At 65.1% G+C, this 23,525-nt stretch carries 24 protein-coding genes; 15 read left to right on the forward strand and 9 right to left on the reverse strand.

What is annotated here, in order from left to right; genetic code table 11:
- Window positions 1–39 precede the first annotated feature (39 nt).
- Window positions 40–744 (reverse strand): enoyl-CoA hydratase/isomerase family protein, encoded by a 705-nt coding sequence (locus J1M87_RS21055; RefSeq protein ID WP_206491679.1) that lies wholly within the window; start codon window positions 742–744, stop codon window positions 40–42.
- Here J1M87_RS21055 and J1M87_RS21060 point away from each other — a divergent pair.
- Window positions 743–1,645 carry a purine-nucleoside phosphorylase gene (locus tag J1M87_RS21060; protein WP_241257301.1) on the forward strand — a complete coding sequence of 301 codons (903 nt, stop codon included), beginning with the start codon at window positions 743–745 and terminating at the stop codon, window positions 1,643–1,645. The genes J1M87_RS21055 and J1M87_RS21060 overlap by 2 nt on opposite strands.
- On the forward strand, window positions 1,642–3,243 hold the full coding sequence (locus J1M87_RS21065; RefSeq protein WP_206491681.1) for a phospho-sugar mutase: 1,602 nt from the start codon (window positions 1,642–1,644) through the stop codon (window positions 3,241–3,243). Before J1M87_RS21060 ends, J1M87_RS21065 begins: the two co-directional genes overlap by 4 nt.
- 3 nt (window positions 3,244–3,246) lie before the next feature.
- Here J1M87_RS21065 and J1M87_RS21070 read toward each other — a convergent pair whose 3' ends face one another.
- Window positions 3,247–4,095 (reverse strand): DUF2797 domain-containing protein, encoded by an 849-nt coding sequence (locus tag J1M87_RS21070; protein ID WP_307830895.1) that lies wholly within the window; start codon window positions 4,093–4,095, stop codon window positions 3,247–3,249.
- Between the two features lie 80 nt (window positions 4,096–4,175).
- Window positions 4,176–4,799, reverse strand: coding sequence for a uracil phosphoribosyltransferase (gene upp, locus J1M87_RS21075; RefSeq protein WP_206491684.1), 624 nt, complete (start codon window positions 4,797–4,799; stop codon window positions 4,176–4,178).
- A gap of 145 nt (window positions 4,800–4,944) precedes the next feature.
- On the opposite strand from upp, the gene J1M87_RS21080 reads away from it, so the two are divergent.
- The 5 genes from J1M87_RS21080 to J1M87_RS21100 are packed head-to-tail and all read left to right on the forward strand — an operon-like array spanning window position 4,945 to window position 8,379.
- Window positions 4,945–5,277, forward strand: a complete 333-nt coding sequence (locus J1M87_RS21080; protein WP_206491686.1) for a hypothetical protein — start codon at window positions 4,945–4,947, stop codon at window positions 5,275–5,277.
- Between the two features lie 5 nt (window positions 5,278–5,282).
- Window positions 5,283–6,407 (forward strand): C40 family peptidase, encoded by a 1,125-nt coding sequence (locus J1M87_RS21085; protein ID WP_206491688.1) that lies wholly within the window; start codon window positions 5,283–5,285, stop codon window positions 6,405–6,407.
- A 26-nt stretch (window positions 6,408–6,433) separates the two neighbouring features.
- Window positions 6,434–6,772 carry a hypothetical protein gene (locus J1M87_RS21090; protein WP_206491691.1) on the forward strand — a complete coding sequence of 113 codons (339 nt, stop codon included), beginning with the start codon at window positions 6,434–6,436 and terminating at the stop codon, window positions 6,770–6,772.
- Window positions 6,769–7,083 (forward strand): YbaB/EbfC family nucleoid-associated protein, encoded by a 315-nt coding sequence (locus tag J1M87_RS21095; RefSeq protein WP_206491693.1) that lies wholly within the window; start codon window positions 6,769–6,771, stop codon window positions 7,081–7,083. Before J1M87_RS21090 ends, J1M87_RS21095 begins: the two co-directional genes overlap by 4 nt.
- 15 nt (window positions 7,084–7,098) lie before the next feature.
- Window positions 7,099–8,379, forward strand: a complete 1,281-nt coding sequence (locus tag J1M87_RS21100; protein ID WP_206491695.1) for a primosomal protein — start codon at window positions 7,099–7,101, stop codon at window positions 8,377–8,379.
- Window positions 8,380–8,399: 20 nt separating this feature from the next.
- On the opposite strand, the gene J1M87_RS21105 is transcribed toward J1M87_RS21100, so the two are convergent.
- The gene (locus J1M87_RS21105; protein ID WP_206491697.1) at window positions 8,400–9,524 is read right to left on the reverse strand and encodes an adenosine deaminase; all 1,125 of its coding nucleotides are present in this window, start codon (window positions 9,522–9,524) and stop codon (window positions 8,400–8,402) included.
- Window positions 9,525–9,768: 244 nt separating this feature from the next.
- Here J1M87_RS21105 and J1M87_RS21110 point away from each other — a divergent pair, with 244 nt between their 5' ends.
- Complete coding sequence (locus J1M87_RS21110; protein WP_206491699.1) at window positions 9,769–11,271, forward strand: APC family permease; 1,503 nt, start codon at window positions 9,769–9,771, stop codon at window positions 11,269–11,271.
- Between the two features lie 19 nt (window positions 11,272–11,290).
- On the forward strand, window positions 11,291–12,145 hold the full coding sequence (locus J1M87_RS21115; RefSeq protein ID WP_206491701.1) for a universal stress protein: 855 nt from the start codon (window positions 11,291–11,293) through the stop codon (window positions 12,143–12,145).
- Between the two features lie 72 nt (window positions 12,146–12,217).
- Here the strand turns inward: J1M87_RS21115 and J1M87_RS21120 are convergent, their stop codons facing one another.
- Window positions 12,218–13,639, reverse strand: a complete 1,422-nt coding sequence (locus J1M87_RS21120; protein ID WP_206491703.1) for an FAD-binding oxidoreductase — start codon at window positions 13,637–13,639, stop codon at window positions 12,218–12,220.
- Window positions 13,636–15,141 carry a gamma-aminobutyraldehyde dehydrogenase gene (locus J1M87_RS21125; protein WP_206491706.1) on the reverse strand — a complete coding sequence of 502 codons (1,506 nt, stop codon included), beginning with the start codon at window positions 15,139–15,141 and terminating at the stop codon, window positions 13,636–13,638. Before J1M87_RS21125 ends, J1M87_RS21120 begins: the two co-directional genes overlap by 4 nt.
- A 142-nt stretch (window positions 15,142–15,283) precedes the next feature.
- On the opposite strand from J1M87_RS21125, the gene J1M87_RS21130 reads away from it, so the two are divergent.
- Both J1M87_RS21130 and J1M87_RS21135 read left to right on the forward strand, forming a co-directional pair.
- Window positions 15,284–15,748, forward strand: coding sequence for an Lrp/AsnC family transcriptional regulator (locus J1M87_RS21130; RefSeq protein WP_206491708.1), 465 nt, complete (start codon window positions 15,284–15,286; stop codon window positions 15,746–15,748).
- Entirely contained in the window at window positions 15,745–17,112 is a 1,368-nt protein-coding gene (locus tag J1M87_RS21135) for an aspartate aminotransferase family protein (protein WP_206491710.1), read from the forward strand. Before J1M87_RS21130 ends, J1M87_RS21135 begins: the two co-directional genes overlap by 4 nt.
- A gap of 4 nt (window positions 17,113–17,116) precedes the next feature.
- Here the strand turns inward: J1M87_RS21135 and J1M87_RS21140 are convergent, their stop codons facing one another.
- Both J1M87_RS21140 and J1M87_RS21145 read right to left on the reverse strand, forming a co-directional pair.
- On the reverse strand, window positions 17,117–18,400 hold the full coding sequence (locus J1M87_RS21140; RefSeq protein WP_206491712.1) for a thymidine phosphorylase: 1,284 nt from the start codon (window positions 18,398–18,400) through the stop codon (window positions 17,117–17,119).
- Window positions 18,393–18,806 carry a cytidine deaminase gene (locus J1M87_RS21145; protein ID WP_206491714.1) on the reverse strand — a complete coding sequence of 138 codons (414 nt, stop codon included), beginning with the start codon at window positions 18,804–18,806 and terminating at the stop codon, window positions 18,393–18,395. The genes J1M87_RS21140 and J1M87_RS21145 overlap by 8 nt, the downstream gene beginning before the upstream one ends.
- 265 nt (window positions 18,807–19,071) lie before the next feature.
- Here J1M87_RS21145 and sdhC point away from each other — a divergent pair, with 265 nt between their 5' ends.
- Genes sdhC through J1M87_RS21165 form a run of 4 tightly spaced genes read left to right on the forward strand, consistent with a single transcriptional unit; the run spans window position 19,072 to window position 22,483 of the window.
- Window positions 19,072–19,482, forward strand: a complete 411-nt coding sequence (gene sdhC, locus J1M87_RS21150; protein ID WP_206491715.1) for a succinate dehydrogenase, cytochrome b556 subunit — start codon at window positions 19,072–19,074, stop codon at window positions 19,480–19,482.
- Window positions 19,482–19,934 (forward strand): succinate dehydrogenase hydrophobic membrane anchor subunit, encoded by a 453-nt coding sequence (locus J1M87_RS21155; RefSeq protein WP_206491716.1) that lies wholly within the window; start codon window positions 19,482–19,484, stop codon window positions 19,932–19,934. Before sdhC ends, J1M87_RS21155 begins: the two co-directional genes overlap by 1 nt.
- A gap of 16 nt (window positions 19,935–19,950) precedes the next feature.
- Window positions 19,951–21,702 (forward strand): succinate dehydrogenase flavoprotein subunit, encoded by a 1,752-nt coding sequence (sdhA, locus tag J1M87_RS21160; RefSeq protein ID WP_206491717.1) that lies wholly within the window; start codon window positions 19,951–19,953, stop codon window positions 21,700–21,702.
- Window position 21,703: 1 nt separating this feature from the next.
- Window positions 21,704–22,483, forward strand: coding sequence for a succinate dehydrogenase iron-sulfur subunit (locus J1M87_RS21165; RefSeq protein WP_206491719.1), 780 nt, complete (start codon window positions 21,704–21,706; stop codon window positions 22,481–22,483).
- A 223-nt stretch (window positions 22,484–22,706) separates the two neighbouring features.
- Here the strand turns inward: J1M87_RS21165 and J1M87_RS21170 are convergent, their stop codons facing one another.
- The gene (locus J1M87_RS21170) at window positions 22,707–23,522 is read right to left on the reverse strand and encodes an ATP-binding cassette domain-containing protein (protein WP_206491721.1); all 816 of its coding nucleotides are present in this window, start codon (window positions 23,520–23,522) and stop codon (window positions 22,707–22,709) included.
- Window positions 23,523–23,525: the final 3 nt, after the last annotated feature.

A 23,525-nucleotide genomic window follows, 5' to 3' on the forward strand; every position in this document is an offset into this window, starting at 1 on the left:
ACTAGCGCGGCCGACTGTCGGAACAGCTGTACCGTCTTGCTACTTACCGAAGCTGAAGTTGCTGTCGTCGGTCGCGGTGTTCAGGGCGGCCAGCAGATCCACGTGGATGCGAGTCTTGATGCCCGCCAGGTTCGCACCGCGAGTGCTCGTGAGCGCGCCGGCTTTCGCCACCGCGTCGGACAGCAGCGATTCCTCCGGTGCCGTCGCCTCGACGATTCCGGCAGCGAGGGCGTCTGCACTGCCGTACCGACGTCCGGTCGTCATCGCCTCGACAGCGGTCTGCTTGGGCAGCCGGGAGTTGATCAATGCGGACATCCCCACGGTGAACGGCATGTTCAGGTTCACCTCGGGTAGGCAGTAGAACCCACGATCGACGCGTTGGATGCGGAAGTCGTGGGAGGTGGCCAACATCGCGCCCGCGCCGAATGCGTGCCCCTGCACGGCAGCGACGGTGGCCATCGGAAACGCGAGCAGCCGGGTGTAGAGAGTGTGCACTCGGTCGAGGTACCAGGTGATCTCGCCGAGGTTGGCGAACACCCAGTCGGTGTCGAGACCGTTGCTGTAGAACTTGCCCGCCGACGTGGTGACCAGCGCTGCCGGGCCGGTCGATGCCTCGACCTCGTCGAGCAACGCGTGGGTGGCGTCGATCCACTCCGGGTTGAATCGGTTCTCGGGATTGTCCGCGCCGTCCCTGGCACCGAGGAACAGGATGTGGACGTCGCCGTCGCGTTCGAGATAAGGCATGCAGCGGATACTACCCAACAGTAACTTCGATCGGTCGCACATCCGCGGCGTCGATCTCCTACTGTTGTTACTCGTGGCAATCACCGACGCACATGAGACCGATCCCGTGACCGATCCCGAAGCGGCTGCACGCACCGCCGCTCAGGCGCTCGCCTCGGCAACGGGAATCGACACCCATTCCGTGGCGATCGTCCTCGGTTCCGGCTGGCAGGCAGCAGCCGATGTCTTCGGCACCCCCACGGCTACCGTCCGGATGGCAGACCTGCCCGGGTTCGCACCGCCCTCGGCGTCGGGCCACTCGGGCACAATCACCTCGGTGGACGTCGGCGGTACGCACACGCTGCTACTGCAGGGTCGCACGCATGCCTACGAGGGACACGACCTTCGCCGCGTCGTGCACCCCGTGCGCACCGCGATCGCCGCAGGTGCCACGACCGTGGTGCTGACCAACGCCGCAGGCGGCATCCGCGACGGCATGAGTGTGGGGCAACCCGTGCTGATCTCCGACCATCTCAACCTCACCGCGCGCTCGCCCCTGATCGGTGCCGAGTTCGTCGATCTGGTCGACGCGTACTCCCCCGAACTCCGCGCGCTCGCATCCGAGATCGATCCCTCGCTGGAAGACGGCGTCTACGCGGGCCTGCCCGGCCCCCACTACGAGACCCCGGCCGAGATCCGGATGTTGCGCACGCTCGGAGCAGATCTGGTCGGCATGTCGACGGTGCACGAGACGATCGCGGCGCGCGCGAAGGGCGCTCGTGTGCTCGGCATCTCGTTGGTGACCAATCTTGCCGCCGGAATGACCGGTGAGCACCTCGATCACGCCGAAGTACTCGCGGCAGGCAAAGATTCCGCCGCCCGGATGGGCGCGTTGCTGCACGAATTGGTCTCCCGGCTGTGACCGAGGAGCTCACCGAACGCGTACAGCGCTGGATCGCAGGCGATCCCAACTCCGCGACCCGGGACGAACTCGACGGCCTGCCCGATGCCGAACTCGCCGATCGGTTCAGCGGGCCACTGACTTTCGGCACCGCGGGCCTCCGCGGCCCGGTGCGGGCCGGACCCAACGGGATGAATGTGGCCGTGGTGGTCAAGACCTCCGCCGGTATCGCGCAGTGGTTGAAGAACAAGGGCCTCGGCGGGTCGACCGTCATCGTCGGTCGCGATGCCAGAAACGGCTCGGAGAAGTTCGCGTACGCCGCCGCCGAGACTTTTTCCGCCCAAGGTTTCACCGTGGTACTGCTGCCTCGACCACTTCCGACTCCCGTTGTTGCATTCGCCGTGCGAGCGCGCGATGCCGAACTCGGCGTACAGATCACCGCGTCGCACAACCCCGCCGCGGACAACGGATACAAGGTGTATCTGCGCGGCGGTTCACAGCTGATCCCGCCGAGTGACGCCGAGATCGAAGCGCTCATCGCCGACACCGCGGACGCCGCCGACATCCCCCGCACGATCGTCGAACCCAGCGGATCCGACATCGCTGCACGCTACCTCGATTCCGTTGTTGCACTGCCTCGTTCGACGGGACGGGGGATCCGCATCGCGCTCACCGCGCTGCACGGCGTCGGCGGCGAGCTCGCGACGGCAGCTCTGCGCGGCGCGGGTTTTCGCGATGTCCACGTGGTCGCCGAACAGTACGAGCCGGACCCGGCGTTCCCGACCGTCGCTTTCCCCAACCCCGAGGAGCCCGGCGCCGCCGACGCGGTACTGGCGTTGGCGGCCGAGGTCGATGCCGATATCGCCCTTGCGCTCGACCCCGACGCCGATCGCTGCGCGGTCGGGATCGAGGGGCCGGACGGATGGCGGATGTTGACCGGTGACGAGACCGGAGCGTTGCTCGCGAATCATCTGCTCCACGACGCTCCCCCGGACTCCCTGGTGGCCAACACGATCGTCTCCTCGCAACTGCTCTCCGCGCTCGCCCCGGCGCGTGGTGCCCGCTACGCCCGCACCCTCACCGGATTCAAATGGCTGGTTCGTGCCGGTGACGGCCTGGTGTACGCGTACGAGGAGGCGATCGGACACTGCGTCGATCCGAATGTGGTGCGCGACAAGGACGGCATTTCAGCGGCTGTCGTGCTCGCGGATTTGGCGTCCGCGCTGAAACAGGACCGCCGCAGTCTGCTCGACGTGCTCGACGACCTCGCGGTCGAATTCGGCGTGCACCTCGGTGCGCAGGTCTCGCGGAGAGTGGTGGACCTGGCCGAGATCTCGAACATGATGCACCGGTTGCGCAGTGAGCCGCCGACACACCTGGCTGGCCGCGAGGTCACCGTCAGCGACTACAGCCGGCGCGAAGACCACTTGCGCACGGACGCAGTGGAGATCAGTGGCCCTGGCCTGCGGGTGATCGTGCGCCCTTCCGGAACCGAACCGAAGCTCAAGGCCTACCTCGAAGTGGTCGAACAGGTCGAGAACCGAGATGGCCTGGACCGGGCCCGGGCGGCAGCAGCCGAGGTCCTCACCCAGCTGACCACCTTCGCTCAGCAGCTCTAGAGCTCAGAACAACGCCGACTGCACCGCAGGCAAGTCCGAGTCGAACTCCCCGAATTCGATGCGCCGCCCCTTCAGCGGGGCCAGATCCACGACATAGGTCTCGCCGCCGACGGTGGCGATCACCGCCTGCCCGACGCATGTCTCGATCTCGAGTCCGTGAGATCCGGTCGCGATGTCCGCGGGATATCCGACGCGACTGATATTCGCGCTCAGCGCCTCGCGGCCCACGGGCGGTATCCAGCGCTCGTCGATCGGGGTGCACCCTGAGATGCCGGCGGCGGTCAGCATCTCGCGAACCTGCTGTGCCCGGTGCGCGGTGGCGGACTCGAGCTTGTCGACATCGATCGGCAGGCACAGCGATGCGGCTTTCGCTGCGGAGCGCACTGCCTGCCGAAGCCCCATTGCTTCGGTCACGAGATCCTCGGCCACCCGGACGGCTTTTCCGTCGTCGGCGTGAGCGACGTACTGCGCGCAGATGGCGCCCTGCTCGGCGAGCCGACCCCATTTGCGGGTGTCCGCCGCCGTCCCGATCTTGAAGGTGCCGTTGGCGAATGCCGCCAGATACAGCCAGTGTGGTTGCATCACATGCTTTTCCAGATCAGGTGAGACGAATCCGCTGCGATGCACGGTGTGTACGAACCGAAAGCTGTCTTTGTCGGCGCACGTCGCGCACTGCCCCGACGCGACGGCCCTCTCGCGGCCGGGGCACGGCACGTAGCGCGGCGGGCCGTCCGACCGAAAGGCCATGCGCCCGGTGCAGTACCGATCGGTCGCCGGACCCGGCGCACGGAAGCCGAGCCTGCGGCCGACCAGTTCCTGGAACTCGAGCTGCTCGGTGTCGACGTCGAGCACCCGCAATCTCGGGCGCGGTGCAGGTGACGTTTCCGAGGGCCAGGAGACGCCCAGGACCAATCGACCTGCGACAGAGGGGGTCAGCGCGGACCGAACTGACGATCGCCGGCGTCACCGAGCCCGGGAACGATGAACGCGTCGTCGTTGAGACCATCGTCGATGCTCGCGGCGACCAGTCGCACCGGCAGACCCGAGCTTTCCAGCGCGGCAACCCCTTCCGGAGCGGCAACGACACAGATGGCCGTGACGTCCGCTGCGCCGCGGCCCACGAGAAGTTCGATCGTGTGGACCATCGAGCCACCGGTGGCCAGCATCGGGTCCAGTACGTACACCGGAGTCTGCGACAGATCCTCGGGCAGGGACTCCATGTACGGAACGGGCTCATGTGTCTGCTCGTCCCGGGCCATTCCGACGAAACCTACGCGGGACTGCGGGATCAGGCTGCTGGCCTTTTCGACCATGCCCAGACCCGCTCGCAGCACGGGGACGAGCAACGGCGGGCGAGCCAGTCTGGTGCCCTCGGTCACCGCTACCGGGGTCCGAACCTCGAAGGTGTCGATGTCTGCGTCGCGGGTGGCCTCGTAGACCAGCATGTTGGTGAGCTGACGCAGAGCCGATCGGAACGTGGCGTTGTCACTGCGCTCGTCGCGCATCGTCGTGAGCAGGGCTGCGGCCAGTGGGTGGTCGACCACGTGTGTTTCCATACAGTCAAGAATAGGACCTCGGGAGTTGGGTTCACGGGGTGGCACGGATCGGCAAGCCAGGGGAACCGAATCGAGTGCATCCGCGTCGAACCAAGTGGGCGTCGCACTCGGCGACCGTGACCGAACGCATCTTCAGGGGGCACTGATGGCCGAACTCGTCGTCGACAACGAGGGGGTGCTCGCATACAGCGCGGTGGCGTCGACCATGGCCGATCAGATCGCCGCAGCGGGCGCTGCCGCCGCTGCCTGCGGTCCCGCTGTGCTGGCACCGGTCTTCGGCCTGATCGGCCAGGAATTTCTCGGTGCCGTCTCCGGCACCCATCTGGCGCACACCGATGCGGTGGTGCGGTTGGCGGGAGCGGTGGCCAGCATCGGTTCTGCCGCCACCGCATCTGCGGTCTCGTATGCCCTCACCGACGCCGGCACCGGTGCCACAGTCGCGGCCTCGGGTACCGCAATCAGGCCGGACGCTCGGTAGCGGCCGTGATAGATCTGCTGGCGCGCCCCATCGTCGATCTGCTCGGAGCCTTCGGAAACGGAACACTGCCGAGCGGAGGCCCCGCCGACGTACTACGCATGTCCTCGGCGGCCATCGACGCAGCGCAGAAACTCGGCCGGGTTGCCATCACCGAGCTCGCCACCGAGTGGAACGGTGACGCCGCCGACGCAGCCATTCGATATGCCGAGAACGCACACACCAGCGCTATCGCCTTGGCGGACCACGCCGAGGACATCGCTGCCGTCGTCGATCGGGCCTGTCGCGACACCAACCAGGGTTTCCTCGAACTCCAGGCAATAGTGCAGTCTTTCGTGGGCATCGCACTGGCCGCCGGGCCGATCATCGGCACCCCGGTGGGGCAGAGCATGGTGATCTCGGCCGCAATCGAGCACTTGGAACGTGCCCTCGTGGTGGTGGCCCGCGTCCGCGCCGAACTGGCCGTGCACACAGCCGAAGTCGGCGCACTCGCCACGCCGCCGATCGTGCCCGCGCCCGTGGGATCCGGACCGCCTCCTGCCTCCGGCTCGCCCAGGAATCTCATGACCTCACCTGCGACCTCGCAGGTGATCGAGGCCGGTGAGAAGCTGGCGAGAACTTTTGCGCAGTCCGTCTCTTCTCCTGGTACCGCGGCCGAGTCGCCGAATATCGGCGGTGCACACAACTACCTGGGCAGCCCGGGCACCGACCCCTCCCGAACTGCCGACAGCACCGACCGAGGAGTCTCGATACGGCTACCCGACGGCAGTATCGTCACCGCACCCAACGCCGAGGCCGCCGGAGCCGTCCGCAGTGCACTGACGCAACAGGGCGTGCCGTACTCCTGGGGCGGCACGACACCGGGCAGCGGGCTCGACTGCAGCGGATTGACGCAGTGGGCGTACGCGCAGCAGGGCGTCGAGATCCCCCGCCTGGCTCAGGATCAGGACATCGGTTCGGCTGTCACAGCGGGTGAGGTGATGCCCGGCGACCTCGCGGTCTGGGACGGGCATGTGGCCATGGTCATCGGCAATGGCCAGCTCGTGGAGGCAGGGGACCCGGTACAGGTCGGACCGATCAGAACGACCAACAGCGGGATGGGCTTCAAAGGCTTCTTCCGTCCAACCGAATGAGAGCCGTACCGAATGAGAGACAGGCAATGAACGACTCGATCCCCACCGTCGTCAGTGCGGTATCGGGGACCCGATCCGGATCGGTGACGGTGCGCGCAACCGAGCACGGGCTACCGATCGCAATCGCCATCGACGAGCGCGAAATGCGTTACGGTGGAAGATCATTGGCAGCGAATATTCTGCAGCACTGTGAGCGGGCCACCGCCGCAGCCCGCGCCGAGCGCCGCACATTGCTGGCCGAGGACGGTGTCCCGGTGGACGTTCTCGATCGCCTCGGACTGCCCACGAGCGCCCAGGTTGCCGCCGACGCCAACAAGGACCTGGCCGAGGACTTCGCCCCCACCAGTTGGTTGAAGCAGGTATGACGGCCGCCCACGCCACCGCCCTCGATGCTCTGGTCGGTGCCGCTCGAGAACGGTTGGATGCGCTGCACGAGGCCAACGAGCGCCTGGACGGCATCAGAGTTCGCCTCACCTCGCCGAACGGGCTGGTGACCGTCGTGGCCGATGGATCGGGCGCGATGGTCGAACTCGAACTCGCCGAGAATCTCGGATCGGTTGCCGCACACGCACTCGCGTCGACGATCACCGCAGCGGCCGCGCAGGCCGCCGCTGCGGCGCTCGACCAGCGCGAGGCGATCCTGCAAAGTCTGCAGGGTTCGTTCACAGACTCCTGAGATAGGCTTCGCGCCATGGCTGGAGACATCATCCCGATCGAACTCGGTCTCACCGCTGGTGACTTCTCGACACTGTGGGCACCGGAGTGGCGAGAAGGCGACGACGAGTGGGAGGCATTCCTCGGACACGAGGACGATCTGTACGGATTCTCGACCGTCGCAGAGCTCGCGGCATTCGTCAGGTCCGACGACGACAACGATCTCGTCGACCATCCCTCGTGGACGGTGGTCTCCGCGCTGGCGGCGCACGAGCTCGAGCCCGAGGATATGCATCGCTTCGATCTGGTGGCGGTGCCGGAACTGGTCGCCTCGGACCCCGAAGCCGATGTCCTCGCCGAACTGCAAGGAACTTTCGGCATCGTGTCCGCCATCGGCGATGTGTGCGAACTGCGTCCGATCACAAGCTTTTTCGGTAGCAATTCCTTCGTCGGTGCGGTCGGCGGAGGCGTCGAGAACTTCCTCGGGCGCGAGGGAACCGAGTTGTGGGACCGAATCGGAGCAGCGGTCGCCAAGCACTGGGACGACGTGCTCGATGCCGTCGACGCCATCGTCACCTCCCCCGACGTCGACCCCGCGGCGGTTGCCGTCGCCGAAGCCGAGCTCACCGCGGCGGCCGGGAATGCCGTCGACGTCGACGATGCGACGGACGACGCCGATTCGGACGACGAGGACGATTCCGACGAGGACGAGGACGAGGACGATATCGAGGACGTCGATCGTGATCCGATCGCTGCGGCCGCTGCCGAAGAGACGTTCTGGACCACCGTCGGTATCGATCCGATTCGGATCATCACCTCGGACGACACGCTCTACACCTTGCGCTGCTATCTCGGCGACAAGCCGGTGTTCCTGGGGCGCGGCGGCGCTATCAGCGTGTTCGGCTCCGAGCGGGCACTGGCCCGGTATCTCGCCGACGATCACGACCATGATCTCGCGCAGGTCAGCACGTTTTCCGACATCCAGACCGCCGCCATCGACGGCTCTCTCGATATCCAGATCACCGACGACAACGTGTACGTGCTGCCGGGATTGGCCGATGATCTCGCCGAAGGCCCCACCGAAGTCGATGCCGACCAGCTGGACCTGGCCGTCGAATTGTTCACCGATGCAGCCGATTTCGCCGGCGACAACTCGGTCGAGGAGGCGCTCGCCACATCGACTCCGTTGGGCTGGTACGTCTCCTACACCCTCGAACCGACTCCGGATCGGCTCGCGCCGAGCGCGCCGTTCGCCGTGGAGGCCGAGGCATGGCGCACGCTCGAGCGCGAGTTCGAGAGCCGTCTACGCAAGAAGTAGCGCCGGTCGCGGGTTCGAGATCAGCCGATCAGGACGGCGTACCCGGGCTTGATGATGTCGTCGATCAGCGCCAGCCGCTCGTCGAACGGCAGGAAGGCGGACTTCATCGCGTTGATGGTGAACCGCTCGAGGTCACTCCACCCGTAGCCGAAGGTCTCGACGAGCTTGACCATCTCGCGGCTCATCGACGTATCGCTCATCAGTCGATTGTCGGTGTTCACGGTGACCCGGAAGCGTAGTCGCGCGAGCAGATCGAACGGGTGAGTCGCCAAGGACTCGACGGCACCGGTCTGCACGTTCGAGCTCGGGCAGAGCTCGAGCGGCATCCGAGTGTCACGCACGTAGGCGGCCAGCAAGCCGAGTTCAGGGGTGCCGTCGGCGCCGAGGGTGATGTCGTCGGTGATTCGAACCCCGTGACCGAGCCTGTCGGTACCGCAGAACGCCACCGCTTCCTGAATCGACGGCAGACCGAACGCCTCTCCGGCATGAATGGTGAAATGGGCGTTGCTCGCCCGCATGTACTCGAAGGCGTCGAGATGTCGGCTGGGAGGAAAGCCCGCTTCGGCACCGGCGATGTCGAACCCGACCACCCCGCGATCGCGGAACCGAACCGTCAACTCGGCGATCTCGCGCGATCGGGCAGCATGTCGCATCGCGGTGAGCAAGGTGCCGATCGTGATGCTCTTGCCTCGTACCGCGGCCGCGGAGATTCCTGCCTCGAATCCTGCGAGGGTGTGGGTGACGACCTCGTCGAGGGTCAGGCCGCGTTCGAGATGTTGTTCGGGCGCGAAGCGTACTTCGGCGTACACGACGCCGTCGTCGGCGAGATCCTCGGCGCATTCGCGCGCCACCCGGAACAGTCCCTCCGGGGTCTGCATCACAGCCACGGTGTGCGCGAACGTCTCGAGGTAGCGCACGAGCGAGCCGCTGTCCGCGGACTCGCGAAACCACGCGCCCAATGCCGGGCCGTCGGTGGCGGGGAGGTCGTCGTAGCCGCACTCCTCGGCCAGTTCCAGCACGGTCTGGGGGCGTAGGCCGCCGTCGAGGTGGTCGTGCAGCAACGCCTTCGGAGCGGTCCTGATCGACGGGAGATCGAGTGGCGCACTGCCACCGATCGAGGACTGGATGTTCTCCGTGGTGCTCATGTGTCGACGGTATCGTGCAGTCCGCGCGCACGCGCGTCTGCCGGAATCCCTCGGCGAGTCCGCGGATTCCCGCGAACAGCGCCATTTCTGCGACCTATTTCGTTGCATTGTTACTCAGAGGAAAACAAATCCGTCGATACACCGCATTTTCGCGACGGAAATCGTAGTCTTCATCCACTGCACTCGACCGTTTCTGTCGGGCACCCTCCGACGCACTCGGTCGACTCGAACCTCGGAGAGACCTATGTCCACTGCGGAACCGCCGAACACCATTGCCGGTAAAGGACTCAACACCGGAGCTCTCGGGTTGGTCGGCAACATCGTCATCGGGTTGTCGGCGGTCGCCCCGGCCTACAGCCTGGCGGCCACCCTCGGGTACGTCGTCCTCGCCGTCGGGGACAAAGCGCCCTCGATGTTTCTCGTTGCTTTCGTTCCGATGCTGCTCACCGCGTTCGCCTACCGTGAACTCGGTCGCGACACGCCGGACTGCGGAACGTCCTTCACGTGGGGCACCAAGGCGTTCGGCCCCTGGGTCGGTTGGATGGCGGGGTGGGGGCTGGCCGTGTCGGCCATCATCGTGCTCGCAAATGTCGCCGAAATCGCAGCCATCTACCTGTTCGAGTTTCTGGGACTGTCGGGGTTGGCGGAGTCCACCGCGGCCAAGGTGGCCCTCGGCTCGTTCTTCATCGCCTCGATGACCTACGTCAGTTTTCGCGGCATCCTGATCAGCGAACGCATGCAGAACGTACTGATTTTCGTGCAGTTCGCGGTGCTCATCGGCGTGTCGGTGACGGCGCTGGTCAAAGTGGGGACCGGCACCGCAGGGCCGCAGGCCATCACGCCGCAGCTCAGTTGGTTGGTACCGACAGGGGTGACGATGTCCGACGCGGCCCAGGCCATCATCCTGTGCATCTTCATCTACTGGGGATGGGACGCCTGCCTGGCCGTCGGCGAGGAAACCAAGGATTCGGAGAAGACCCCGGGACGCGCCGCGGTGATGACCACGCTCATTCTGGTCGCGACATACGTGCTCGTCGGATACGCCGTGCAGTCCTTTGCCGGCTTCGGCGATACCGGGATCGGGCTGAACAATCCGGACAACGTCGACGATGTGCTCAGCATTCTCGGCGATCCGGTCGCCGGATCGATCGCCGCGTCGCTGTTGTTGTTGACGGTCTCCATCTCGGCGCTGTCCTCGACACAGACGACCATCCTGCCCACCGCCCGTGGCACGCTGTCGATGGCCGTCTACGAAGCAATCCCGAAGCGCTTCGCCAGCGTGCACCCCAAGTACATGACGCCCGGCTTCGGCACGCTGGTGATGGGTGCCGCAGCCCTGATGTTCTATCTGGTACTCACCTTCGTCAGTGCCAACGCGCTGCAGGATTCGGTGGCATCTCTCGGTCTCGCGGTGGCCTTCTACTACGGCATCACTGCATACGCATGCACCTGGTACTTCCGCCGGACCTTGTTCTCCTCCGCCCGAAACCTGTTCATGCGCGGCATCTTTCCTCTTCTCGGCGGACTGTCCATGACGTGGGCGTTCGTGCAGAGCGCAGTGGACATGATCAAACCCGACTACGGCTACACCGTCTACGGACCGATCGGCGGTGTGTTCGTCCTCGGTGTCGGCATGCTGGTACTCGGCATTCCGCTGATGTTGCTGTGCTTCGTGGGCAACCGGGACTTCTTCCAAGGCAAGACACTCACCGCGTCCACCGAAGTCAAGGTTCCGGACACTTACTAGAAGAGAAGGACCGCACCTGATGAATATCACCGTCGGCTACCTCGCCACTCCCAGCGGCGACGACGGCGTAGCCCTGGCCACCGCCCTCGCCCGTGCGCTCGACGCCTCCATCGACATCGTGCTGGTCATGTCGGTCGACGACCCTGTCATGGAAGGAAGCGGGCCGTACCGGAAAGTTCTCCACGCCCAGGCGCGAGGCTGGGTGGACGACGCAGCCGCCCAGGTGCCGTCGGGCATCGAGGTGACCACGCACGTGCTCACCGACGAGTCGTTCGCTCGCGCCCTGATCGACTTCGCGGTGAACACCGATGCCGACATGATCGTCGTCGGCGGTGCCGGTGACGGCCTGCTGAACCGGCACTCGATCGGGTCGGTCGCCAGTCAACTGCTGCATGCGTCGCAGGTGCCGCTGGCACTTGCTCCTCGGGGCTACCGGCTCTCGAATGCACCGGTCACCGACCTGACCGTAGCCGTCCCCACTCGGGACTCCGCCTCCAATCCGCTGCCGTTCGCCATCACTCTTGCCAGCGCGGCGCACGTGCCGGTGCGGTTGGTGTCACTGGTCTCGCTCGAGTCGACCGCCGTGCCGAGTGACGAGACAGCGCTGGACACCCGGCGACGACAGGTCGCTGTCGCGCAGCACAATCTCGATCTCGCAGTGCGCAGTCTCCCCGATATCGAGGGACTGCAGTCGGTGGTCGCCGACGGGTCGACGCTGGACGAGGCGATGGGAAATCTCGAGTGGGCACCGGGCGATGTGCTGTTCCTCGGCTCGAGTGGACTGGCAACTCCCAAGCGGGTGTTTCTCGGATCGAGTGCAGCGAAAATTCTGCGGGCCGCTCCGGTGCCGGTGGTCGTCGTTCCGCACGATTAGAGCGGCTTCGCCGCACGTGAGCAGAAGCTCGTAGCAGAGGTCGAGTTTCCGTGCACGTGCGGCGCGGCCGCTCTAACTGTCGAAGCCGAGACCCAGCCCATCCATCCCCTTGAGCCACAGACTTTTTCGGCCACCGTTGCGATCGGCTCGGGCGAGCTCTGCGCGAGTGATGTTGATGCCGATCGACTTGAAAGGCTCGGGCGGGAACGGCAGTGGCATGCTGCGCACCATGTTCAGGCGTGTCCGGTCGGTGTCCTTGCCATCGAGCAGATCGAGGGCGGTGCGGGCCCCGAAGTGCGACGCGCCGACGCCGAGTCCGGTGAACCCGGCCACCGAGGCCACCCGTCCGTTCATGCCGAGATCCCAGAACGCGCTGAACCGCGAGCAGGTATCGATCGTTCCGCCCCAGGCATGGGTGGCGCGGATGCCCTCGAGGCTCGGGAACATCTGCAGCAGGTGTTCGGCGAGCAATGCGAATTCTTCGGGATGTTGGGTTCGGCGTGGGTCTGTGTCACTGCCGTAGAAGTAGTGCGCGTCCCAGCCGCCGAACAGGATGCGGTCGTCTGCCGTCAACCGGAAGTAGTGGAATCTGTTGCCGGAATCGGCCAACCCTTCGCGGCCGGACCAGCCGATGTCGGCGAGCTGCGAGGGCGTCAGCGGCTCGGTCATGATCACGTAGTCCCACACCGGAACGATCCAATGGCGGAGTTTGCGGCGCAACGATTTCGATGCCGAAGTGGCCAGCAGCACCTTGGCGGCCTCGATCGTGCCGTAGCCCGTCTTCACTCGAATGCCGTTGCTGGACTTGCCGATCGACAGCGCTCGGGTGTTCTCGTGAAGGTGAACGCCGAGCGACTCGGCCGCATCGGCCAGGCCCCAGGCCAACTTGGCCGGGTCGATCATCGCGACATCTGGATCGAAGAGTGCACCGCGCACCATCGGTGAGGTGATCCGGGACTGCGCCGCGGCCGCGTCGAGGTACTCCATCGGCTGCGACAACCGCTCGGCCTCGACGGCGAGTTCCTGCAGTTCGCCGACCTGCCAGTCGAAGTTGGCGATATCGAGCTCCCCGGTGCGCTCGATATCGGCGTCGATCCCGTACCTTGCCGCGGTCGCGCAGATCGCATCGAGTGTCTCGGTTCCCATGCGTAGCAGCTCAGGAAGCTCGTCGGCGTAACGATCGAGCCCGTTCCCGAACCCATGGGTCAGGCTGGCGGCGCAGAATCCGCCGTTACGTCCGCTCGCGCCGTCGGCGATGCGGGCACCCTCGAGTACCACGATCGATCGGTCCGGGTTCTCCTCGGCCGCGTGCAGTGCCGCCCAGAGGCCGGTGAAGCCGCCGCCGACGATCACCAGATCCGCCGACGTCGAGCCGGTGTGCCGGGTCCGCGGTGCGGGGCGTTCGGGACGGTCGAGCCAGTAGGACTCCGGCTGTGCGTTCGCCACCATCGCCACGCCGCGAGCGGTGGGTGCGGTTGCCCATACCCCACTCATCGGACGCCCTCCTCGACGTCGGGACCGGCCGCAGCGAACACCGTTCGATGCCAGGCCTTTCGGGCCACACCCGTGATGTCGGTCATGACATGTTTGACGGTGAGGTATTCGTCGAGCGAATAGCTCGACATGTCCTTGCCGAATCCCGACGCACCGAACCCGCCGTGCGGCATCTCGCTGATGATCGGGATGTGATCGTTGATCCACACGCACCCTGCCGCGATCTCTCGCGTCGCCCGGCCCGCGCGGTACACGTCCCTGGTCCAGGCCGAGGCAGCGAGACCGAACTCGGTGTCGTTGGCGCGCCGGATCGCATCGTCGTCCCCGTGGTGCTTCGACACCGTGAGCACCGGACCGAACACCTCCTCGCGATAGATCTCGTCCTGCTCTCCGACATCGGCGATCAGAGTAGGTGGGTAGAAGGCACCAGAGCCCGCCGGGACGCGACCTCCGGTGACGATCCTGGCTCCGCTGTCGCGAGCGCGATCCACCATCGCCGCCACCCGATCTCGGTGTGCAATGGAGATCAGCGAGCCCATGTCGGTTGCCGGATCGGTCGGGTCTCCCACGACGACGCGGTCCATCAACTCGGCGACTCCGGCGACGAAATCGTCGTACAGGGATTCGGCAACGATGGCGCGAGTGGCGGCCGTGCAGTCCTGACCGCCGTTGATCAACGACCCCGCGACGGCTCCGTGGATGGCGGCCTCGAGGTCTGCGTCCTCGAACACCACCAGCGGTGCCTTGCCGCCGAGCTCGAGCTGCACCCGCGTGCCGTGCTCGGCGGCCTGGGCCATGACGCGCCTGCCGACGGGAGTGGAACCGGTGAAGGTCATCAGGTCAAGGGACGCATGCGAGGACAGCGCGACGCCTGCGTCGATCCCGGTTCCGGTGACGACGTTGAAGACCCCGTCGGGCACGCCTGCTTCGGTGGCCAAGCGCGCCAACCGCAAGGTGGTGAGCGGGGTGAGTTCGCTGGGCTTGAGGACGATTGCGCACCCGGCCGCCAGCGCGGGCATCGCCTTCCACACCGCCATCTGCAGCGGGTAGTTCCACGGGGTGATCGACCCGACCACTCCGACGGCGTCGCGGCGAACGGCGGAGGTGTGCTCACCGGAGTACTCCGCTGCGGCCTTGCCGTCCAGGTGCCGCGCCGCTCCGGCGAAGAACTCGATGTTGTCGATGCTGCCCGGAACGTCGAATTCCGTCGCCAGCCGGATTGCCTTACCGGTCTGCGCCACTTCTTCCGCTGCGAAGTTCTCGGCCTCGGAGGCGACCAGCCGAGCCAGTTCCGCCAGTACCGTACTGCGGTGCGCGGGCGTGGCGGTGGACCAACTCGACAGGGCCGAACGCGCCTGGGCGAGCGCTGAATCGACATCGTCAGCCGTAGCCAGACCGAGCTCGGCGACGACAGCGCCGGTCGCTGGATCGTCGACTGCATATCGCTGACCACTGCCGTCGACCGCGCGTCCAGCGATCCAACATCCGGGTATTTTCGCCATGCCTGCACAGTACCGGCCAGTCCACTGATTCTCTCGTTTTTCGGCACTTGAACAACTGATTCTGTTGTACAGGTCGACAATCAATACGTTTTTCATCGTCGAAGGGTTGTGTTTTCCACCGGGACAGTGACAAGATCGACCCATGCCCGAGCAACCGCCCATCGCACTCGACGACGTCTCGAAGGCGATCATCGAACAACTTCAGGAGGACGGGCGTCGCTCCTACGCCGCCATCGGCAAAGCCGTCGGACTCTCGGAAGCGGCTGTCCGCCAACGAGTTCAGCGCCTGACGGACTCCGGCGTCATGCAGATCGTCGCGGTGACCGATCCGGTGCAGGTCGGATTCGAGCGACAGGCCATGATCGGCATCAAATGCACCGGCGACAGTTACGCGCTGTCCGAGGAGTTGTCGGCGATCGACGCCATCGACTACGTGGTCCTCACCGCAGGCTCGTTCGACGTCGTCGTGGAAGTGGTGTGCGAGAACGACGAACAACTGCTGCAGATCCTGAACAAACAGATCCGAAGTCTCGACGGTGTCACCAGCACCGAAACGCTGGTCTATCTCAAACTCGTCAAGCAGCAATACAATTGGGGAACCCGATGACAAGAACGACCGCCGAACTCGACGCCTCCGCAGCCAAGCATCTGTGGGGCCACTTCACTCGCCACGGGGCAGGGATCACTCCCCCGATCATCACCCGCGGTGAGGGCTCGACCATCTGGGACTCCAACGGCAAGAGCTACATCGACGGTCTCTCCGGCCTGTTCGTGGTGCAGGTGGGACACGGCCGTGACGAATTGGCCGAGGCTGCCGCGAAGCAGGCGAAGGAGTTGGCGTTCTTCCCGTTGTGGTCGTACGTCACCGAACCTGCGATCGAGCTCGCCGAGCGGCTCGCCGGTTACGCCCCGGGCGATCTCAATCGCGTCTTCTTCACCACCGGCGGTGGTGAGGCGGTCGAGAGTGCATGGAAGCTCGCCAAGCAGTATTTCAAGAAGGTCGGCAAGCCCGGCAAGCACAAGGTGATCTCGCGATCGATCGCGTATCACGGCACCCCGCAGGGCGCTCTGGCCATCACCGGAATCCCTGCGCTCAAGGAACCTTTCGAGCCGCTGACTCCCGGCGCGTTCCGAGTGCCCAACACCAACATCTACCGCGCCGCCGCGCCCCTGGACACCGATCCGAAGGCGTTCGGAATCTGGGCTGCGGACCGGATCGCGGAGGCCATCGAATTCGAGGGACCGGATACGGTTGCCGCAGTGTTCCTCGAGCCGGTTCAGAACGCAGGCGGCTGCTTCCCTCCCCCGCCCGGATACTTCGAGCGGGTCCGTGAAATCTGCGACCGCTACGACGTTCTGCTCGTCTCCGACGAGGTCATCTGCGCTTTCGGTCGGATCGGATCGATGTTCGCCTGTAGCGACTTCGGCTACGTACCGGACATCATCACGTGCGCGAAGGGGATGACCTCGGGCTACTCACCCATCGGCGCACTGATCGCCTCCGACAAGCTCTTCGAGCCGTTCGACGACGGCACCTCCAGCTTCGCGCACGGTTACACCTTCGGCGGCCATCCCGTCTCCGCTGCCGTTGCCCTGGCCAATCTCGACATCTTCGAGCGCGAGGGCATCAACGCGCACGTCGCGGAGACCGCACCGGCGTTCCGCGCGACGCTCGAGAAACTGCACGACCTGCCGATCGTCGGTGACGTGCGCGGCGAGGGATTCTTCTACGGTATCGAGCTGGTGAAGGACAAGACCACGAAGGAGACGTTCAGCGACGCCGAATCGGAACGCATCCTGCGAGGCTTCCTGTCCACCGCCCTGTTCGACGCCGGGCTGTACTGCCGCGCCGACGACCGCGGCGACCCGGTGGTGCAGCTGGCACCGCCGCTGATCTGCGGGCAGAAGGAGTTCGACGACATGGAACAGATTCTGCGCGGCGTACTGACCGAGGCGGGCAACCTGATCTGAGCCGCTACTGCCCGATGCGGTCGATCACGAGAGGTCGCACCTGGGGGGCCGTGGCACCGATCTCCCAGGTGGTCTCCAGGGCCTGTTGCGCATACTCGAACCGCTCGGGGGTATCGGTGTAGAGCGTCGCCAGCCGGTCGCCTGCCCGCACTCGATCGCCGGGCTTGGCATGCAACCGCACACCGGCTGCACTCTGCACCGGTTCGCCCTGCCGCTCGCGGCCTGCCCCGAGCCGCCACGCCGCAAGTCCGACGCCCATCGCGTCCACGCCCGTGACGACGCCGTCCGTGGTTGCGGTGAAATCCTGACTCTCACGGGCAGTCGGCAGTGCGGCATCGGGGTCGCCGCCCTGCGCGGCGATCATCGTCCGCCACCGGTCCATCGCCGAACCGTCGGCGAGCTTGTCGGCCGGGTCGATGCCCTCGATGCCTGCTGCTGCGAGCATCGTTCGTGCCAGCGTGATCGTCAGCTCCACGATGTCGGCGGGACCGCCTCCGGCGAGGACCTCGACCGACTCCTGCACTTCGAGCGCGTTGCCCGCCGTGAGTCCGAGCGGGGTGTCCATCGCTGTCAGCACCGCCAGAGTGCGCACGCCGGCATCGGTTCCGAGCTCGACCATCGCGGTGGCGAGTTCGCGCGCGTCCTCGATGTTCTTCATGAACGCACCGGCACCGACCTTGACGTCCAACACCAATGCGCCGGTGCCCTCGGCGATCTTCTTGCTCATGATCGAGCTGGCGATCAACGGAATCGACTCGACGGTTCCGGTGACATCGCGCAGGGCGTAGAGCTTCTTGTCGGCCGGAGCCAGATCCGCACCGGCGGCGCACACCACCGCCCCGACCGCCGGATCGGCCAGGATGCGGTGCATCTGTTCGCCGGTCAGATCTGCTCGCCACCCGGGGATGGACTCGAGCTTGTCGAGCGTTCCTCCGGTGTGGCCGAGCCCTCGACCCGACAACTGTGGAACTGCCGCTCCGCACGCCGCGACGAGGGGAGCAAGTGGCAACGTGATCTTGTCTCCCACCCCACCCGTCGAGTGCTTGTCGACGGTGGGCAGCGGCAACGTGGAGAAGTCCATCCGCGAACCCGACGCGATCATCGCCTCGGTCCACGTACCGAGCTCCCGACGGGACAGCCCGCGCAACAGGATTGCCATCGCCAGTGCCGACATCTGTTCCGGTGCGACAGTTCCGCGGGTGAACTCCGCGATCACCCACTGGATCTGCTCGTCGTCGAGAACGCGACCGTCGCGCTTGGCGCTGATGATCGATACTGCGTCAGGCATGGTTGTTCACGCGTCCTTCGTCGAGGTTGTCGGGACCGAATGCGTCCGGGAGCAACTCTGCCAGCCGACGTGGTCCCGAGGTGGTGTCGACGAGCAGGTCCGGGCCACCGAACTCGAACAGCAGCTGACGGCACCGACCGCACGGCATCAGGATCTCACGACGAGAATCGCAGCAGGAGAAGGCCACGAGTGTGCCACCGCCGGTGGAGTGCAGGTTCGAGACCAACCCACACTCGGCGCACAGGCCCAATCCGTATGAGACATTTTCCACATTGCACCCAGTGACTATTCGATCGTCGTCCACGAGTGCTGCCGCACCGACCGGAAAGTTCGAATAGGGGGCGTAGGCATGACGCATCGCATCATGGGCACTGTCGCGCAACGCATTCCAGTCGATTTCGTCCATGGTTCCCCATCCAATCACGCTGTCTGAATTGATGCAGAGAACTGCCCCGATCCTGGTGTCCGAATTGGGAAGGCAAACCTAATACCGAATTTCGATCGCGTACGAACCTCGAGTCGAATTAGTTCCGCGTTTCGAATGGGTTTACAGTTTCTGTCAAGCGGCTAGTACAACCAGCACTAGGGCCGAATCGCGACAAATCGAGCCAGGGCAACACCGGCTACCGGGCTCGAAGCGTCCACCAACGACGTTGGAGGCATTGCACTCGATGAGTAGCACGACGGAAGCCGCTCCGGTCAAGGAGCACAAGCGGTCCCTGTACCGCGGGGATCCGGGCATGTGGTCCTGGGTCCTACACCGAATCACAGGCGTCTTGGTTTTCTTCTTCTTGTTCGTCCATGTCCTCGACACGGCGATGGTTCGGGTCAACCCCGAAACGTACGACTCCATCATCGAGACGTACAAAACGCCCCTGGTCGGCCTGATGGAGATCGGCCTCGTCGCCGCAGTCCTCTACCACGCATTGAACGGCATTCGGGTGATGCTGGTGGATTTCTGGTCCAAGGGACCGCAGTACCAGAAGCCGATGCTGTGGGTCATCGCAATCATCTGGCTCGTCGTCATGATCCCCGGCGCGGGACGAATCTTCTACAACATGTTCACGGCGGGTGGTCACTGATGTCGACGCAGGGTCCCGAGGCCAAGGTCCTCGGCACGAACTACGACCGTCCGGCCAGCTTGGCCAACCCGCGTTCACCGCGACGCCAGAGCAAGAGCAACTTCGAGCTCTACGCATGGCTGTTCATGCGCTTCTCCGGACTGGCACTGATCGTGCTCGTGCTCGGACACATGTTCATCATGCTGATGCTCGACGACGGCGTGCACCGCATCAACTTCGCATTCGTGGCCGGCCGTTGGGCCAGCCCGTTCTGGCAGTTCTGGGATCTGACGATGCTGTGGCTCGCTCAGCTCCACGGCGGCAACGGCCTTCGCACGATCATCGCGGACTACTCACGCAAGGATTCGACGCGATTCTGGCTGACCACGCTGCTGGTGCTGTCGATGATCCTGATCATGGGCGTCGGCACCTACGTCATCTTCACCTTCGATCCCAACATCTCGGCGAGCTAAGGACACTGACGCTTACATGCAGGAACATCGTTACGACGTACTGATCGTCGGCGCAGGCGGTGCCGGTATGCGTGCCGCGATCGAAGCGGGACCTCGCGCTCGCACGGCCGTACTGACCAAGCTCTACCCCACGCGCTCGCACACCGGCGCCGCTCAGGGCGGCATGTGCGCCGCTCTGGCCAATGTCGAAGAGGACAACTGGGAGTGGCACACGTTCGACACCGTCAAGGGCGGCGACTACCTCGCCGATCAGGACGCCGTGGAGATCATGGCCAAGGAAGCGATCGACGCCGTTCTCGATCTCGAGAAGATGGGCCTGCCGTTCAACCGCACGCCCGAGGGCAAGATCGATCAGCGACGCTTCGGTGGTCACACCCGCGATCACGGTAAGGCACCTGTGCGTCGCGCCTGCTACGCCGCCGACCGTACCGGCCACATGATTCTGCAGACGCTCTACCAGAACTGCGTCAAGCACGACGTCGAGTTCTACAACGAGTTCTATGCACTCGACCTGTGCCTGACCGAGACCGAGGACGGTCCCGTCGCCACCGGCATCATCGCGTACGAGCTCGCCACCGGCGAGTTGCACATCTTCCACGCCAAGTCGATCATCTTCGCCACTGGTGGCTCGGGCCGGATCTACAAGACCACCTCGAACGCACACACCCTCACCGGCGACGGAATGAGCATCGTCTTCCGCAAGGGACTTCCCCTGGAAGACATGGAGTTCCACCAGTTCCACCCGACCGGCCTCGCAGGTCTGGGCATCCTCATCTCCGAGGCGGTCCGCGGCGAGGGCGGCATCCTGCGCAACGAGTCGGGTGAGCGCTTCATGGAGCGTTACGCGCCGACGATCAAGGACCTCGCGCCCCGCGACATCGTGGCGCGCTCGATGGTGCTCGAGGTACTGGAGGGACGCGGCGGCGGCCCCAACAAGGACTACGTCTACATCGACGTCACGCACATCCCCGAGGAAGTGCTCGACGAGAAGCTCCCCGACATCATGGAGTTCTCGCGAACCTACCTCGGCGTCGACCCAGTCAAGGAGCCGGTGCCCGTCTACCCCACGTGCCACTACGTGATGGGCGGCATCCCCACCAAGATTCACGGTGAGGTGCTCCGCAACAACACCGATACCGTTCCGGGTCTGTATGCCGCAGGCGAATGTGCCTGCGTGTCGGTGCACGGGGCCAACCGTCTCGGCACCAACTCGCTGCTCGACATCAACGTCTTCGGGCGCCGGGCCGGCATCGCAGCCGCCGAGTACGCCAACTCGGTCGACTTCACCCCGCTCCCCGAGGAGCCGGCGAAGATGGTGCAGGACTGGCTAGAGCTCATCCTCTCCGACCACGGTCACGAGCGCGCAGCCGACATCCGTTCCGAAATGCAGCAGTCGATGGACAACAACGCGTCGGTGTTCCGTACGGAGGAACGACTCGAGACTGCCCTGAAGGACGTCCGGGCCCTCAAGGAGCGGTACAACCACATCACGGTCACCGACAAGGGCAAGCGCTACAACAGCGACCTGCTCGAAGCCATCGAACTCGGCTTCCTGTTGGAGATGGCCGAGGTCACGGTGGTCGGTGCACTCAACCGTAAGGAATCGCGCGGCGGTCACGCTCGCGAGGACTACCCCGACCGCAACGACGCCGAATACATGAAGCACACCATGGCCTACAAAGAGGGCGAAGGTCTGCTCACCGAGATTCGCCTGGATTACAAGCCGGTAATCCAAACCCGCTACGAGCCGATGGAGCGGAAGTACTGATATGAGCGCACCCACACTGGACAAGAAGTCCGAGTCCGATCTGCCTCCCGTCCCCGACGGCGCGGTGATGGTGAACCTCAAGATCGCGCGCTTCAACCCCGAGAGCGGTGAAGGCCAGCACTGGGACACCTTCCAGGTCCCCACCCTGCCAACCGACCGACTGCTCAACCTGTTGCTGTACGTGAAGGGCTACCTGGACGGCACACTGACGTTCCGCCGTTCCTGCGCACACGGTGTCTGCGGCAGTGACGCGATGCGTATCAACGGTGTCAACCGTCTCGCCTGCAAGGTGCTCATGCGCGACATGCTCCCCAAGGACTCGTCGAAGACGCTGAACATCACCATCGAGCCCATCAAGGGCCTGCCGGTGGAGAAGGATCTCATCGTCGACATGGAACCCTTCTTCGACGCGTTCCGCGCCGTGAAGCCGTTCCTGATGACGACGGGTAACGAGCCGACCCGCGAGCGGATCCAGTCCGCAGCGGACCGTGCCCGGTTCGACGACACCACCAAGTGCATCCTGTGCGCATGCTGCACCACCTCGTGCCCGGTGTACTGGAGCGACGGTAGTTACTTCGGTCCGGCCGCCATCGTCAATGCCCACCGGTTCATCTTCGACAGCCGTGACGAGGGTGCAACCGAACGTCTGGACATCCTCAACGATGTCGAGGGTGTGTGGCGGTGCCGCACCACCTTCAACTGCACCGACGCCTGCCCTCGTGGCATCCAGGTGACCAAGGCGATTCAGGAAGTCAAGCGCGCACTGCTGTTCGCTCGCTAGCACTCACTGCCCGAAAGTCGACGAGCGCCCCTTCGCGAATGCGATGGGGCGCTTGTCGTTTCACCGCTCGGACGAACGCGCTCGAACCCGTCACACCGCGGCCGACGATGAGACTGTCGATCTGCGCGGCGAAGAATCCGATGACCCCTTCGTCCGGTGCCACCCTCGGGCACCGCTACCGCTGGTCTACCGCTCGTGCCGGTTTCTCACCCTTCCCCGACGCTCAGCGACCGAGTTCCTGGGTCAGGGCAGCGAGTTCCTGGCCCCCGGCCATCTCGGTGGTGAGGTCGTCGAGTGTGATGTCGCCGCGTGCACGGTCGAGTGTCAGTCTGCCGCGGTTGAGCAGGACGAAGTGATCTCCGACGAGGTACGCGTGGTGTGGATTGTGCGTGATGAACACGACGCCGAGGCCCTTCTCCCGTGCTGCTGCGATGTAGCGCAGAACCATGCCCGACTGCTTGACTCCCAGTGCGGCGGTCGGTTCGTCGAGGATGAGAACGCGGGCACCGAAGAACATGGCGCGGGCGATGGCCACGCACTGTCGTTGTCCGCCGGAGAGGGTGCCGATCGGGGCGTCGACGTCGGGCAGATCGATGCCGATCTTGCCGAGTTCGTCGATGGTCGTTGCGCGCATGGCGTCGATATCGAGGGATTTGAGTATTCTGCCTCTGCGCAACTCCTGGCCGAGGAAGAAGTTGCGCCACACCGGCATCAGGGATACCACTGCGAGGTCCTGGTAGACCGTCGCGATGCCCTTGTCCAGCGCGTCCTTGGGCGAGCCGAAGGACGTCGGTTCGCCGTCGACGAGCAGCTGACCTTCGGACTGCCCGTGCAGTCCGGCCATGATCTTGATCAGGGTTGATTTCCCGGCACCGTTGTCGCCCAGAACGCAGACGACTTCACCGGCCCCGACGCGCAGATCGATTCCGTGCAGCGCCGCGATGTTGCCGTAGCTCTTACCCACCCCGCGCAGTTCGATGAGCGGCACCGACGCCTCGGTGGACGAGGTGTCATCGGGCGTTGAGTCAGGGGATGTCATCGT

It is taken from the genome of Rhodococcus sp. KRD162, assembly GCF_017168335.1.
Taxonomy (GTDB): Bacteria; Actinomycetota; Actinomycetes; order Mycobacteriales; family Mycobacteriaceae; genus Rhodococcoides.

Excerpts from the sequence above, each read along its gene's own strand:
- J1M87_RS21140 (WP_206491712.1), bottom strand. The coding sequence starts at position 18,400 with ATGCCTGACGCAGTATCGATCATCAGCGCCAAGCGCGACGGTCGCGTT.
- J1M87_RS21105 (WP_206491697.1), bottom strand. The coding sequence starts at position 9,524 with ATGAGCACCACGGAGAACATCCAGTCCTCGATCGGTGGCAGTGCGCCA.
- sdhC (WP_206491715.1), top strand. The coding sequence starts at position 19,072 with ATGAGTAGCACGACGGAAGCCGCTCCGGTCAAGGAGCACAAGCGGTCC.
- J1M87_RS21090 (WP_206491691.1), top strand. The coding sequence starts at position 6,434 with ATGAACGACTCGATCCCCACCGTCGTCAGTGCGGTATCGGGGACCCGA.
- J1M87_RS21130 (WP_206491708.1), top strand. The coding sequence starts at position 15,284 with ATGCCCGAGCAACCGCCCATCGCACTCGACGACGTCTCGAAGGCGATC.
- J1M87_RS21110 (WP_206491699.1), top strand. The coding sequence starts at position 9,769 with ATGTCCACTGCGGAACCGCCGAACACCATTGCCGGTAAAGGACTCAAC.
- J1M87_RS21055 (WP_206491679.1), bottom strand. The coding sequence starts at position 744 with ATGCCTTATCTCGAACGCGACGGCGACGTCCACATCCTGTTCCTCGGT.
- upp (WP_206491684.1), bottom strand. The coding sequence starts at position 4,799 with ATGGAAACACACGTGGTCGACCACCCACTGGCCGCAGCCCTGCTCACG.
- J1M87_RS21155 (WP_206491716.1), top strand. The coding sequence starts at position 19,482 with ATGTCGACGCAGGGTCCCGAGGCCAAGGTCCTCGGCACGAACTACGAC.
- J1M87_RS21060 (WP_241257301.1), top strand. The coding sequence starts at position 743 with ATGCAGCGGATACTACCCAACAGTAACTTCGATCGGTCGCACATCCGC.
- J1M87_RS21125 (WP_206491706.1), bottom strand. The coding sequence starts at position 15,141 with ATGGCGAAAATACCCGGATGTTGGATCGCTGGACGCGCGGTCGACGGC.
- J1M87_RS21170 (WP_206491721.1), bottom strand. The coding sequence starts at position 23,522 with ATGACATCCCCTGACTCAACGCCCGATGACACCTCGTCCACCGAGGCG.
- J1M87_RS21165 (WP_206491719.1), top strand. The coding sequence starts at position 21,704 with ATGAGCGCACCCACACTGGACAAGAAGTCCGAGTCCGATCTGCCTCCC.
- sdhA (WP_206491717.1), top strand. The coding sequence starts at position 19,951 with ATGCAGGAACATCGTTACGACGTACTGATCGTCGGCGCAGGCGGTGCC.
- J1M87_RS21080 (WP_206491686.1), top strand. The coding sequence starts at position 4,945 with ATGGCCGAACTCGTCGTCGACAACGAGGGGGTGCTCGCATACAGCGCG.
- J1M87_RS21135 (WP_206491710.1), top strand. The coding sequence starts at position 15,745 with ATGACAAGAACGACCGCCGAACTCGACGCCTCCGCAGCCAAGCATCTG.
- J1M87_RS21145 (WP_206491714.1), bottom strand. The coding sequence starts at position 18,806 with ATGGACGAAATCGACTGGAATGCGTTGCGCGACAGTGCCCATGATGCG.
- J1M87_RS21095 (WP_206491693.1), top strand. The coding sequence starts at position 6,769 with ATGACGGCCGCCCACGCCACCGCCCTCGATGCTCTGGTCGGTGCCGCT.
- J1M87_RS21115 (WP_206491701.1), top strand. The coding sequence starts at position 11,291 with ATGAATATCACCGTCGGCTACCTCGCCACTCCCAGCGGCGACGACGGC.
- J1M87_RS21100 (WP_206491695.1), top strand. The coding sequence starts at position 7,099 with ATGGCTGGAGACATCATCCCGATCGAACTCGGTCTCACCGCTGGTGAC.
- J1M87_RS21120 (WP_206491703.1), bottom strand. The coding sequence starts at position 13,639 with ATGAGTGGGGTATGGGCAACCGCACCCACCGCTCGCGGCGTGGCGATG.